General features: G+C 76.9%; 10 protein-coding genes and 1 pseudogene. 9 read left to right on the top strand and 2 right to left on the bottom strand.

Features of this window, described 5'->3' with window-relative positions:
• The first annotated feature begins 143 nt into the window (after positions 1 to 143).
• From HLB09_RS17765 to HLB09_RS06465, 8 genes and pseudogenes are all read left to right on the top strand, one after another.
• Positions 144 to 962: a zinc ribbon domain-containing protein gene (locus tag HLB09_RS17765; protein ID WP_322790050.1), complete on the top strand. Its 819-nt coding sequence runs from the start codon at positions 144 to 146 to the stop codon at positions 960 to 962.
• Positions 959 to 1,819 carry a reverse transcriptase-like protein gene (locus tag HLB09_RS18380; RefSeq protein ID WP_322790049.1) on the top strand — a complete coding sequence of 287 codons (861 nt, stop codon included), beginning with the start codon at positions 959 to 961 and terminating at the stop codon, positions 1,817 to 1,819. The genes HLB09_RS17765 and HLB09_RS18380 overlap by 4 nt, the downstream gene beginning before the upstream one ends.
• Before the next feature lie 104 nt (positions 1,820 to 1,923).
• Positions 1,924 to 2,334, top strand: a pseudogene (locus tag HLB09_RS06490) (rhodanese-like domain-containing protein); the annotation flags it as partial.
• Positions 2,331 to 3,602 carry an O-succinylhomoserine sulfhydrylase gene (locus tag HLB09_RS06485; RefSeq protein WP_171202581.1) on the top strand — a complete coding sequence of 424 codons (1,272 nt, stop codon included), beginning with the start codon at positions 2,331 to 2,333 and terminating at the stop codon, positions 3,600 to 3,602. The pseudogene HLB09_RS06490 and the gene HLB09_RS06485, both read left to right, overlap by 4 nt.
• A gap of 145 nt (positions 3,603 to 3,747) precedes the next feature.
• The gene (locus tag HLB09_RS06480) at positions 3,748 to 4,551 is read left to right on the top strand and encodes an SDR family oxidoreductase (RefSeq protein WP_171202580.1); all 804 of its coding nucleotides are present in this window, start codon (positions 3,748 to 3,750) and stop codon (positions 4,549 to 4,551) included.
• Between the two features lie 76 nt (positions 4,552 to 4,627).
• Positions 4,628 to 5,335, top strand: a complete 708-nt coding sequence (locus HLB09_RS06475; protein WP_171202579.1) for an NADPH-dependent F420 reductase — start codon at positions 4,628 to 4,630, stop codon at positions 5,333 to 5,335.
• 286 nt (positions 5,336 to 5,621) lie between these two features.
• Entirely contained in the window at positions 5,622 to 6,659 is a 1,038-nt protein-coding gene (locus HLB09_RS06470) for a nitrilase-related carbon-nitrogen hydrolase (RefSeq protein WP_212770656.1), read from the top strand.
• Between the two features lie 189 nt (positions 6,660 to 6,848).
• The gene (locus tag HLB09_RS06465; protein WP_171202577.1) at positions 6,849 to 7,844 is read left to right on the top strand and encodes a LacI family DNA-binding transcriptional regulator; all 996 of its coding nucleotides are present in this window, start codon (positions 6,849 to 6,851) and stop codon (positions 7,842 to 7,844) included.
• 59 nt (positions 7,845 to 7,903) lie between these two features.
• On the opposite strand, the gene HLB09_RS06460 is transcribed toward HLB09_RS06465, so the two are convergent.
• Positions 7,904 to 9,793 (bottom strand): adenylyl cyclase, encoded by a 1,890-nt coding sequence (locus HLB09_RS06460; protein ID WP_171202576.1) that lies wholly within the window; start codon positions 9,791 to 9,793, stop codon positions 7,904 to 7,906.
• Positions 9,794 to 9,949: 156 nt separating this feature from the next.
• Between HLB09_RS06460 and HLB09_RS06455 the strand changes: the two genes are divergently transcribed.
• Positions 9,950 to 11,446, top strand: coding sequence for a gluconokinase (locus HLB09_RS06455; protein WP_171202584.1), 1,497 nt, complete (start codon positions 9,950 to 9,952; stop codon positions 11,444 to 11,446).
• A gap of 83 nt (positions 11,447 to 11,529) precedes the next feature.
• Here the strand turns inward: HLB09_RS06455 and HLB09_RS06450 are convergent, their stop codons facing one another.
• The gene (locus tag HLB09_RS06450; RefSeq protein WP_322790048.1) at positions 11,530 to 12,726 is read right to left on the bottom strand and encodes an SLC13 family permease; all 1,197 of its coding nucleotides are present in this window, start codon (positions 12,724 to 12,726) and stop codon (positions 11,530 to 11,532) included.
• Positions 12,727 to 12,762 lie beyond the last annotated feature (36 nt).

Genomic DNA, 12,762 nt, shown 5'->3' with positions numbered 1-12,762 from the left:
GTCGCGCACGCCGCCGCGCGGCTGCGGTCGCGGCTCCCCGGCGGTGGTGGCGAGGGCGGGCTGGCGGACGACCAGGTCGTGCTGCGCCTGCGGCTGCGCGACGCCTGAGGTCCGCGCACGGGGCCGCGGCCGTCGGCGGTAGCGTGACGGACCCGCACCACTCCGGCGCCCCGCCCTCCGGCGCGGCGGCGCCGCCGACCGGGAGGACAGGTCCGCTGACCACCACCGCGCCCGCCCGCGACCAGCTCCGGCTGCTCGACGTCCAGGCCCTCGACACCCGGCTGTCGCAGCTGGCCCACCGCCGCCGCACGCTCCCCGAGCGCGCCGCCCTGGCCGAGCGCGAGCAGCGCGCCGCCGGGCTGCGCGACGACGTCGTCCGCGCCCGCACGGCCGCGTCCGACGTCGAGCGCGAGGTCGCCCGCGCCGAGAAGGACGTCGACCTGGTGCGCCAGCGCGCCGCGCGCAACCAGCAGCGCCTGGACTCGGGCGCCGTCAGCGCCAAGGACGCCGCGGCCCTCGTCTCCGAGCTGGAGTCGCTGGCCCGCCGGCAGTCCGCCCTCGAGGAGCTCGAGCTCGAGGTCATGGAGCGCCAGGAGGTGGCGCAGACCTCGCTGGTCGGGCTCGAGCAGCTCCTGGCGGAGGTCGACGCCGAGGCCGAGCAGGCTCGCGAGGCGCTGCGGACGGCGGTCACGGAGATCGACCGCGACGTCGAGTCGGTGCGCGCCGACCGCGAGCGCGTCGCCGGCGGGGTCAGCGACGAGCTGCTCGCCCTCTACGAGGAGTCCCGGCGCGAGCACGGCGGCATGGGCGCGGCGCCCCTGCGCGCCCGCCGCTGCGAGGGCTGCCGCATGGAGCAGAACACGGTGGCGATCGGGCGCCTCCGCGCGGCCCCGGAGGACGCGGTGCTGCGCTGCGAGGAGTGCGACCGCATCCTCGTCCGCACCCCGGAGTCGGGGCTGTGAGCGGGCGCCGGCTCGTCGTCGAGGCCGACGGCGGCTCGCGCGGCAACCCCGGGCCGGCCGGGTACGGCGCGCTCGTCAAGGACGGCGGCCCGGCGGGCCCCGTGCTCGCCGAGGTCGCCGAGGCCATCGGGCGGGCCACGAACAACGTCGCCGAGTACGGCGGCCTGCTCGCCGGCCTGCGCGCCGCACGGGAGATCGACCCCGGCGCCAGCGTGCTCGTGCGGATGGACTCCAAGCTCGTCGTCGAGCAGATGTCCGGGCGCTGGAAGGTCAAGCACGCCGACATGCAGCGCCTGTGGCAGGAGGCGCGGGAGGTGTGGCCGCGCGAGCAGGTGCGCTACGAGTGGATCCCGCGCGCGCAGAACAGCCACGCCGACCGCCTCGCCAACGAGGCGATGGACGCCGCCGCGGCGGGCAGGACGTGGGCGCCCAAGCGCATCGCCACCGGGGTGGCGGCGGGGCAGCCGACGTCGGACCGGCCGGACCCCTCGGGTGACGACGGCGACCTCCTGCTCGACCTGTCCGGCACCGCTGACGACGCCCCGCCCGCTCGCTCGGCGGACGACGTCGTCGCCGAGCACGAGGACCCGCAGGAGCTGCGGGCCGCCGACCTCGAGGAGGACGTCATGAGCGCGACGACCACCACCCGGCCCGCCGCCGAGGCGGACGCGGACGCGGCGCCCGCGCGGCGCAAGTCCTACAAGCTCCTCACCGGCCCGGACACCCCCGCCTTCTGCCAGAAGGTCTCCGACCACCTCGACGACGGCTACGTGCTGCACGGCCCGCCGGTCATCACCGTCGTGGGCGGCGAGCTGCACTGCGCCCAGGCCGTCCTGCTGCCGGAGGACCAGCGGTGAGCGGGGCCGGCAGCCCGGACGCCGCGGGGCGCGGGGAGGTCGCCCCCGAGGCGACGCCCGGCGCCGCCGCGCCCGGCCCCGTCGGCGCCCCGCCGGCGGACGGCTCCTACGCGGGCGACGTCACGCCCCGCGAGGCGTGGGACCTGCTCGCCGGCGACGAGCGCGCGGTCCTCGTCGACGTCCGCACCGACGCCGAGTGGGCCTACGTCGGCGTGCCCGACCTGTCCTCGGTGGGCCGTGACGTCCTCGGCGTCCAGTGGCAGCACTTCCCGACGGGCGAGCGGAACCCCTCCTTCCTCGCCGAGCTCGCCGACGCCGGTGTGGGGGAGGGGACGCCCGTCGTCTTCCTGTGCCGCTCGGGCGTGCGCTCGGTCGGCGCGGCGCAGGCGGCGACGACGGCGGGCCTCGGGCCGGCGTACAACGTCCTCGACGGCTTCGAGGGCCCGACGGACGACCAGCACCACCGCGGGGTGCGCGGCTGGCGCGCCGACGGGCTGCCGTGGCGGCAGGGATGACCCCGCCGGGCGGTCCGCACGACGGAGCCGACGACGCCGTCTTCCCGCTCGACCCGGCGGCCGCGGCGTGCGACGACCCGTCGACGGGGGAGGGTGCCCGCCGGCTGCGCCCCGACACCCTCGCCGTCCGCGGCGGTCTCGCGCGCTCGGGCTTCTCCGAGACGGCCGAGGCGCTGTACCTGACGTCGGGGTACGTCTACGGGTCGGCCGCCGAGGCCGAGGCGGCCTTCTCGGGCGACCTCGACCGGTTCGTCTACTCCCGCTACGGCAACCCGACGGTCGCGACGTTCGAGGAGCGCCTGCGCCTCCTCGAGGGCGCGCCCGCGTGCGTGGCGACGGCGTCCGGCATGTCCGCCGTCTTCACGGCGCTCGCGGCGCTGCTGGGGCAGGGCGACCGCGTCGTCGCCGCCCGCAGCCTCTTCGGCTCGTGCTTCGTCATCCTCGACGAGATCCTCCCGCGCTGGGGCGTCGAGACGGTCTTCGTCGACGGCGCCGACCTCGACCAGTGGGAGGCCGCGCTCGCGCAGCCGACGACGGCGGTGTTCTTCGAGACGCCGTCGAACCCCATGCAGGAGGTCGTCGACGTCCGCCGGGTCGCCGAGATGGCGCACGCGGCCGGCGCGACGGTCGTCGTCGACAACGTCTTCGCCACCCCGGTGCTGCAGAAGCCGATGGAGATGGGCGCCGACGTCGTCGTGTACTCGACGACGAAGCACATCGACGGGCAGGGCCGCACGCTCGGCGGGGCGATCCTCGGGCCGGTCGAGCTGCTCACCGGCGGCGTCGAGACGCTCATCCGGCACACGGGCCCGTCGCTGTCGCCGTTCAACGCGTGGGTGCTGACGAAGGGCCTCGAGACGCTGGCGATGCGGGTCGAGCGCCAGGTCGCCTCGGCCGAGCGGATCGCGCGGTGGCTCGAGGGGCAGCCGGGCGTGCGCTCCGTCGTCTACCCCTTCCTCGACAGCCACCCGCAGGCTGACCTCGCCCGCGCGCAGATGAGCGGCGGCGGGACGGTCGTCACGATGACGCTCGACGGCGGCAAGGACGCGGCGTTCCGGCTGCTCGACGCCCTGCGGGTCGTCGACATCTCCAACAACCTCGGCGACTCCAAGTCGCTCATCACCCATCCCGCGACGACGACGCACCGCCGGCTCGGGCCGGAGGGGCGCGCTCGTGTCGGGATCACCGACGGGCTCGTGCGGCTGTCGGTGGGGCTGGAGGACGTCGACGACCTGCTGGACGACCTGGCGCAGGCGCTGCCGGGGTGACGGCCGGGGCGCTCCCGCGCCCGAGAGACCGGGTGGGGGGAGCGGTGTGCTGAGGACGCGGCTGACCGCGTCCTCAGCACACGGCTTCCGTCGTGGGCGCGAGAAGTCCCTCGACCGCGCGACGGGCGCCTCGTAGCGTCCGCGGGTGCCCGCCTCGCCGCACCGCCACGTCGCCCTCGTCACCGGCGCCAACCACGGCATCGGCGCCGCCACCGCTCGGCGCCTCGCCGCCGACGGGTGCGCCGTCCTCCTCACCTTCCACGCCTTCGACGACCCCGAGGCCGAGGAGGGCTCGCGGCGCGCGCACGCCTCCGACGCCGACGGCGTCGTCGCCGCGATCCGCGCCGACGGCGGCACCGCGCTGGCCGTCGCCGCCGACCTCGCCGACGCGGACGTCGTCCCCGCCCTCTTCGACCGCGCCGAGGCCGAGCTCGGCCCCGTCGACGTGCTCGTGCACAACGCGACGGCGTCGCTGCTCGACACCTTCCGCCCGCAGGAGCGCGACTGGGCGGGCCGGCCCCAGCACGGGCTCACGGTCGCGAGCTTCGACCGCCAGCTCGCGGTCGACGCGCGCGCCGGGGCGGCCCTCATCGCGGACTTCGCCGTACGGCTGCAGGGGCGGGGCGGCACGTGGGGACGGGTCGTCACGCTGACGTCCGGCGGCGTCGAGGGCTTCCCCGGCGAGGTGTCCTACGGCGCCGCGAAGGCGGCGCTGGTCAGCCTGACGCTGTCGGCGGCGCTCGAGCTGTCGCGCTCCGGCGTCACCGCGAACGCCGTCCACCCGCCCGTCACGGACACCGGCTGGGTCACCGACGAGGTGCGCGACGCCGTCGCGGCGGACGACCGGTGGATGGGCGTGGCCGAGCCCGACGACCCCGCCCGCGTCATCGCCTGGCTGGCGTCCGAGGCGGCGGACCGGGTGACGGGGAACGTCCTCCGGATGGCCTGAGCGTCGGCGCACAGCCCGCACCGATCCCGGGTCGACCACGCGGAAGAGACGCCGCGGGGCGGTCGTTGCCCCGGGCATGACGACGATCGGACTCATCGGGGCCGGCAACATCGGCAGCACCGTCGCGCGCCTGGCCGTGGACGCCGGCTACGACGTGGTGCTCTCCAACTCGCGCGGCCCGGAGACGCTGGCCGACCTCGTCGGCGAGCTCGGCCCCCGCGCGCGGGCCGCGACGGCGACGGAGGCCGCGGAGGCGGGCGACCTCGTCGTCGTCACCGTGCCGCTGCACGCCTACCGGGACGTGCCGGCCGCGCCCCTGGCCGCCAAGACCGTGATCGACACGAACAACTACTACCCCGACCGCGACGGCCACGTGGACGCCCTCGACCACGCCGAGGCGACGACGAGCGGCCTGCTGCAGCAGCACCTGCAGGCGTCGCACGTCGTCAAGGCCTTCAACAACATCTTCTTCGTCGCCCTCGGCCAGCTCGGTCGCCCGCAGGGCGAGGAGCGCAGCGCGCTGCCGGTCTTCGGCGACCACGCCGGCGCCAAGGGCGAGGTGACGGCCTTCCTCGACGCCATCGGCTACGACGTCGTCGACGGCGGCGGCCTCGAGGACAGCTGGCGCTCGGAGAACGGCCGCCCCGTCTACGTCATGCCGTACGCGACCGACGGCGACGTCACGAAGCCCTCGCGCGCCGGCGCCGAGGAGGTCCGCGAGGCCCTGGCCCGCGCCGACCGCGTCAGCGACCCGCAGCCCGCGCAGGCGGCCCCGCCCAGCTGATCGGCACCGCCTGAGCCCAGTTCCACGACGCCCCGGAGCGCCGCCACGAGCGGCGCGCCGGGGCGTCGTCGTCCCCGGCCGCCAGCGCCCTCGCCGGCCCGCCGGGGACCGTCCGGAGCCCCGCCGTGTAACGGTCGTGTAGCGCGCCGTGAACATCGGATGGCGGGGCCTCAGGGAGGGCGTGCGGAGGGCGATGGAGGGGCTACCGTCCCGCCACCACGACGACGTGGACGACGTCCGGCGACGCACGACGCGCCGGGCGACCCTCAGCCGGAAGGAGCCTGCCGTGAGCCACATCACCACCTTCTACGAGCCGGGCTCCGATACGGGGGGCTGGCGGGGCACGCGCGTCGCCGCCGTCCAGGTCGCCCCGGTGCTGCTCGACCTCGCGGCCAACGCCGCCCGCTCGGCGGCGGCCATCACCGCGGCCGTCCTCGACGGCGCGGACGTCGTCGTCCTGCCCGAGCTCGTGACGAGCGGCTACGTGCTGGCCGACGTCCACGAGGCGCGGTCGGTGGCCATCCCCGCGACCTCCCCGGTGCTCGCCGGGTGGGCCGAGGCCTGCAGCGCCCGGCCGGGCGCCGTCGTCGTCGGCGGGTTCCTCGAGCTCGCCGAGGACGGGCGCCTGCACAACAGCGCGGCCGTCGTCGACGCGACCGGCGTGCGCGCCGTCTACCGCAAGGTGCACCTCTGGGACGCCGAGCGGCACCTCTTCTCGGCCGGCGACGCCCCGCCGCCCGTCGTGGACACGGCGCACGGCCGCGTCGCCGCGCTCATCTGCTACGACCTCGGCTTCCCCGAGTGGCCGCGCACCGCGGCGCTCGCCGGCGCCGACCTCATCGCCGTCCCGACGAACTGGGCGGCCGGCTACCGGCCGCCGGGGGAGCGGCCGATCGGCCAGGTCGCGGCCATGGGGGCGGCGCGCGCCAACCACGTCGTCGTCGCGTGCAGCGACCGGACCGGCGTCGAGCGCGGCGTCGAGTGGAGCGAGGGCTCCGCCGTCGTGGGCGCCGAGGGCTGGGTCCTCAGCGAGGACGTCGCGGGCGAGGGCGTCGCCTGGGCCGTGGTCGACCTGCAGGCCGTCCGCGACCGCCGGCTCGGCCGGCACGGGCACCTGTGGGGCGACCGGCGCCCCGACCTCTACGGCGCGCTCACCGCGCCCCTGCTCCCGCACGCCGACGAGGCCGGCGTCGCGCACGTGCCCGCCGTCCGCGAGCCGGTCGCCCCGCAGAACGGCCCGGAGGTCGGCCCAGAGGTCGGCCCGGAGGTCGGCGCTGTGGTCGGCGTCGAGGTCGCCGCTGCGGTCCCGGCGCCCGTCGAGTGACCGTCGGGCGGGTGCCCGTCACGCACGGTCGCCCGCCCGAGCACCCGCCCGCCGGACCTGCGCGGTCGTCCGTCCGTCCGCCGGGCACCGGCACCCGCACAGCGGACGGGTGCGCCCGGGGCCACGACCCCCGTGGGAGCATCCGCGCCGGGCGTCCGGACGGTCCGGTCCCCTGTCGGAGGAGAGCGCGTGGCCCGGACGACGAGCGCCGACGTCGCGCGCGCCAGCGGCGTCTCGCGCACCACGGTCAGCTACGTGCTCAACGGCCGCCGCGACGCCTCGATATCGGAGGTGACCCGCGAGCGCGTCGTCGAGACGGCGCGCCGGCTCGGGTACGCGCCGTCCGCCGCGGCCCGCGCCCTGCGCACCGGCCGCAGCGACCTCGTGCTCTGCGTGCTGCCCGACTGGCCGATCGGGCCGGTCGTCGACGCCCTGCTCGAGGACCTCACCGAGGAGCTGGCCGCGCGGGGCATGGCCCTGCTCGCCCACCACGGGCGCGACCGCCGTCCCCTCGCGGACCTGTGGCGCGCCGTCGACGTGCGCGCCGTCGTCGGCCTCACCGCGTTCGCCCCCGAGGACGAGGCGGCGATGCGCCGCGCCGGCATCCAGGTGCTGACGACGGCGGCGGCCGAGGGCGGGGGCCGCGCCCCCTTCGCGGGCGACCAGGTGCGTGCCGGTCGTCTGCAGGCCGAGCACCTCGCGGGCACGGGTCGCCGCGCCCTCGGCTACGCCTACCCGGCGGACCGGCGCGTCGTGGCCTTCGCCGACCAGCGGCTCGCCGGCGTGCGCGCCGCGTGCGCGGAGCTCGACCTGCCGGCCCCGGTCGTCCGCGAGGTGGCGCTCGAGACGACGTCGGCGGCCGCGGCCGTGCGCGGGTGGCGGTCGGCGGGCGACGCCGTGACGGGGGTGGCGGCGTACAACGACGAGGTCGCCCTCGCGGTCCTCGCGGGCGTCCGGGAGGAGGGCCTGCGGGTCCCCGACGACGTCGCCGTCGTGGGCGTCGACGACGTGCCCCTGGCCCGGCTCGCCGCGCCGCCGCTGACGACGGTCGCGCAGTCCGTCGACCGGCAGGTGGCCCACCTCGTCGCCCAGCTGGTCGCGGGTATCGACGACGGCGACGCGGACCACGGGCCGTCGGCGGCGCCCTCCGACCTCCTCGAGCTCGTGGTGCGCGAGTCCGCCTGAGCGCGAGCGCGTCCCCGGACGCGGGGGCACCGGATCCAGGAGCCCAGGAGCCCTGGAGGTCAGCGGACGGGGAAGTCCGCGACGTACTGCGGCGTACCGGTGTTCGTGTCGTCCACCTGGCCGCCGACGCCCTCGACGACGTGGCGGATCGTCCCCGCGCCGAGGTTGACGGTGAGCAGGTGGTGCAGCTGGACGCCCGGCGTCGTCGGCGCCTCGAAGCCGTTCTCCGTCACGATGCTCGGGTCGTTCCGGTTGTAGACGTACGACCCGCCTCCGTAGAGGCGGTGCGTGCGCACCGAGTCCGCCACCCGGTAGCCGGGGTAGCCGAGCGTGCCGTCGGGCTGCGTCCAGTCGGCCTGGGTCGGCGGGTCGTACGGCAGCTCGTTCTGGTAGAGCACCACGGTGCCGCGCTCGCCGTTCCAGGTGGTGTTGACCCGCTGGAAGTGCTCGACGAAGAGGCCGGTCGCGGTGACGTCGTCGCCGTTGACGACGGCGCCCTGGCGGCCGGTGTTGACGGCCCAGCGCTCGTCGTCGCCGAGGAAGCCGCCGGAGAAGTCCTCGACGCCGTGGTCGCCGCGCCAGACCCAGGTGTGGTCGACGAGGACGTCGTCGCTGTTGACCTCGAGCGCGGTGTCGACCTTGCCGACGTGGGGCCCGCCGACGCGGAAGAAGACGTCCGACAGGGTCGTCGGGTCGTCGGTCCCGCGGTGCGCCCGGCCCTGGTTCCCCTTCTCCTTGCCGACCTGCAGCAGCACCGGCGACTCGACGGTGCCGGCGTCGAGGGTGACGCCCGCGACGACGACGCCGGGGACGTCGGCGACGGTCATGGGCACGGCGCCGCCGACCGCGGTGAGGGTGGCGTGGCCGAGGCCGAGCACGACGGTGCCGGCCCGCTTGACGGCGATCGTGCGGTCGACGTCGTAGACGCCCGGCGTGAGCAGGAGGTTGCTGCCGCGCGCGAGGGCCGTGTTGATGTCCTTGACGGCGCTGCGGGGCGTGGCGACGTAGAAGGACGACAGCGGCAGGGTGCGCCCCTCGGCCAGGTCCTGCTCCCACGAGGCGCCGCGGGTGCCGCGGTGCGCCGCGGGCACGCGGACCTGGTAGCGGCCTCGCTCGTCCACCCAGAGCCAGGGCTTCTCGCGGCTGAGCGGCGTCTCGTCGAGCACCGTGTACGGCGGCGTGGGGAAGCCCTCCTCGCTCGGGGCGCCCTCGACGCCGGAGAACACCTGGTTCCAGACGCCGTTGGACCAGGAGCCGATCGAGCTGTTGCGGGTGAGCCACTGCTGCTGGGAGCCGTTGACGACGTCGCCCGCGACGGTGTCGGCCATGAAGCCGCCGCTCGCGAACTGCGGCCCGTCGGTGCAGTAGTCCATCAGCGAGAGCGTGCCGCCGGTGACGTGCACGCGGCGCATGGGCGAGGCCTGCGAGACGGCGAAGAAGTTGGCCGTCGAGCGGCAGCCGTCCTGCCCGGCCGCGTTCACGGCGATGTGGAGGTTGGACACGGTGCGCCAGAAGTTGTCCAGCGCGATGCAGTTGGGGCTGCCGTCGGCGTTCGGGCGGCAGCGGTTGTAGACCTCGACCTTGCCGTTGATGGTGACGTCGTCCGGCGAGGCGCCGAGGCCGGCGACCTCGGTGTAGTAGCCGACCTTCACCTGCAGCGGCTCGGCGTCGGTGCCGTAGGTGCCGGGGCGGAAGAGCAGCGCGTAGCGCTCGGTGCCGAACTCGTTGGCGACCTGCTGGGCGTAGACCTCGTCGACCCGGGCCTGGATCTCCGCCGTCGGCATGCTCGGGTCGAAGACCGTGACGTTCCGACCGAGGTCCGACGTGGGGGGCTGCGGCGGCGCTGCGGCCGCGGGTCCGGCGCCGAGGGCGCCGGTGAGCAGGAGACCGGCGGTCAGGGCGGCGGCGCGCCGTCCCGTCCGTCCGGGCCGGGGGTGCTGGTGTCGCAACGTGGTCCTCCTCGTCGAGGGCGTCACCTGGTGACTCGTGTCACCAGCGCGCGGATCGTCGCACGACGGCACGCTCCTGCCCAGGGCCGGCGGTGCTCGGTCCGCCCGCGCACGGCGCCGCGTAGGTTCGGGCCCCTCGACGAGGGGAGGTCGGTGATGGGACGCGACGAGTTCGCCGTGGGACCGGGGGCGGCGCAGGAGCCGCTCGTGCTGGCGCTGGACGTGGGGTCGACGGCGACGCGCGGCGCGGTCCACGACGCGGCCGGGCGACCGGTCGGACGCCGGGCCAAGGTGGCCCACGCCTTCACCACGGGGGCCGACGGCACCTCGGAGATCGACGCCGACCAGGTGGTCGACGAGGTCGCCGACGTCGTCACCCGCCTCCTCGACCACCACGAGGGCCGGCCCGTGGCGGGCGTGGCGCTCGACACCTTCGCCACCTCGCTCGTCGGCGTCGACGCGGACGGGCGCGCGCTCGGGCCCTGCTCCACGTACGCCGACTCCCGCGCCGCGGCGCACGTCGCCCCGCTGCGCGCCGAGCTCGACGAGGCCGCCGTGCAGCAGCGCACGGGCACGCGCCTGCACACGAGCTACCTCGCGCCCCGGCTGCGGTGGCTGGCGGAGACCCGCCCCGACCTCGTCGGCCGGGTGGCCACGTGGATGTCGCTCGGCGAGTACGTCCACCGGCGGCTGCTCGGCACCACCGCGGCGAGCACCCCGACGGCGGCCTGGACGGGCATGCTCGACCGCCGCACGGGCCGCTGGGACGAGGAGCTGCTCGCCGCGAGCGGCGCGACGGCGCAGCAGCTCTCGCCGGTGCAGGACCCGGGCGTGCCGATCGACGGCGTCGACGCCGCCGGCGTGGCCCGCCGCTGGCCGGCGCTCGCGGGCGCCGCCTGGTTCCCGGCCGTCGCCGACGGCCTCTCGAGCAACCTCGGCACCGGGGCGGGCGACGCCTCCGCGATGGCGCTCGCGGCGGCCACGAGCGGCGCGGTGCGGGTGCTCGTGCCCGGCGTGCCCGAGCACGTCCCGGAGGGGCTGTGGTGCTACCGGGTCGACGTGCGGCGCAGCCTGCTCGGCGGCGCCGTCAACGACGTCGGCCGGCTCGTGGCGTGGGCTCAGGCGACCCTGCGGCTGCCCGAGGACGACGCGGCGCTCGACGCCGTCCTCGCCGCCGACCCCGACCCGCGGACGCCGGCCGTCGTGCCCTTCCTGTCCGGCGAGCGCAGCACCGGCTGGGCGGCGAGCGCCCGCGCCGTCGTCGCCGACGTCTCCGCGGGCACGACGCCCGAGGCGCTCTTCCGCGGCAGCGCCGAGGGCGTCGCGACGACGTACGCCCGCGTCGTCGAGCAGCTCGTCGAGGTGGCGGGCCGCCCCGAGCGCCTCGTCGCCTCGGGGCGCATCACGCAGGGCCTGCCGCACCTGCTGCAGCTCGTCGCCGACGCCATCGGCGCGCCCGTGGAGCGGGTCGACCTCAAGCGGACGACGCTGCGCGGCACCGCGCTGCTGGCCCTCGAGGCGCTGGCGCCCGACGTCGCCCGCGCCGACCCGCCGGTGGCGGGCGTCTTCGAGCCCAGGGGCGAGCGGGAGGGGCACTACGCCGCCGTCCGGGAGCGCTTCGACGCGCTCTACGACGTCGCGCGGGGGCGCTGAGCCCCGGGCCGACCGGGAGCGGTGGACGTGTTCGACGCTCGTGACCGTGCACGGTCACGAGCGTCGAACAGGTGTGGCGGGGTTCAGGCCGGCCGCACGGCGAGGGCCGCCACGGCGGCGACGACGACGAGCGGCACGAGCACGAGCCCGCGGGCGGCGAAGCGCCACCAGTCCACGGGCACCCCCGCCTCGCGGCACGCCCGCGCCCACAGCAGCGTGGCCAGGCAGGCCCACGGCGTGACGAGCGGGCCCAGACCGACGCCGACGAGGAGGGCGACGACGCGCTCCGGGCTCCCGGCGACGGGCTCCAGGGCCAGGTAGGCGGGCAGGTTGTCGACGAGGTTGGCGCCGACGGCGCCGACGGCCGCCAGGCGCAGCAGCCCGGCGAAGCCCTCGCCGTCCCCGGCGGCGCTCGCCAGGGGCGCCGTGAGGCCGTGCTCGCCGGCGGCGGCCACGAGGAGGAAGAGGCCGAGGACGCCGACGAGGAGCGGGAGGTCGGTGAGGCCGCGGAGCGAGGCGCGGCGGCGGACGGCCGCCGCGAGCAGGGCCGCGGCCGCCACGAGGGCGGGCACCTCGACGGGGACGCCGACGAGCGGCAGAAGCGCCAGGGCGGGCGCGAGCAGCACGCACACGACCGACGCGAGCACGAGGTCGCCGCGGTCCGCGGTGACCGGCGGCGGCACGAGCGCCGGGTCGTAGCGGCCGCGCAGCGCCGGCCGTCCGAGCAGGGCGAGGACCGCCACGGTGACGAGCACGCCGACGACGGCGGGCGCCAGCGCGAGCCGCAGGAACTGCCCCTCCCCGCCGGGGAGACCGGGACCGGCCACCGCGAGGAGGTTGGTGAGGTTGGCCACGGGCAGCAGCAGCGACGCGGTGCTGGCCAGCCAGACCGTCGTCATCGCGAGCAGCATCGGCGGGGTGCCGGTGCGCCGGGCCAGGACGAGCACGACCGGCGTCAGCAGCACCGCGGTGGTGTCGAGCGACAGGACGGCGGTGCACGCCGTCGCCAGGGCGACGACGGACAGCCACAGCACCCACCGCCGTCCGCCCGCGAGGACGGCGAGGCGCGCAGCCGCGGCGGCGAAGACGCCCGCGCGGTCGGCGAGCGTCGCCACCACGGTGATGCCGAGCACGAAGAGCAGCACGGGCGCCGTCCGCCCGACCACGTCGCGGGCGCCGTCCTCGCTCAGCGCGCCGCTCACCACGGCCAGCGCGCCCGCCCCCGCGAGCAGGAGCCAGACGCCGCCGCGCGCGGACGGGCGCGGCAGGGCGGTCCTCACGTCAGCACGGGGCCGTGGGCGCGGCGGTGCGCCACC

Source organism: Pseudokineococcus marinus, from assembly GCF_013004605.1.
Lineage (GTDB): Bacteria > Actinomycetota > Actinomycetes > Actinomycetales > Quadrisphaeraceae > Pseudokineococcus > Pseudokineococcus marinus.
Note: the sequence above shows the minus strand (reverse complement) of the source record. Positions and strands in the feature narration are given on the sequence as shown.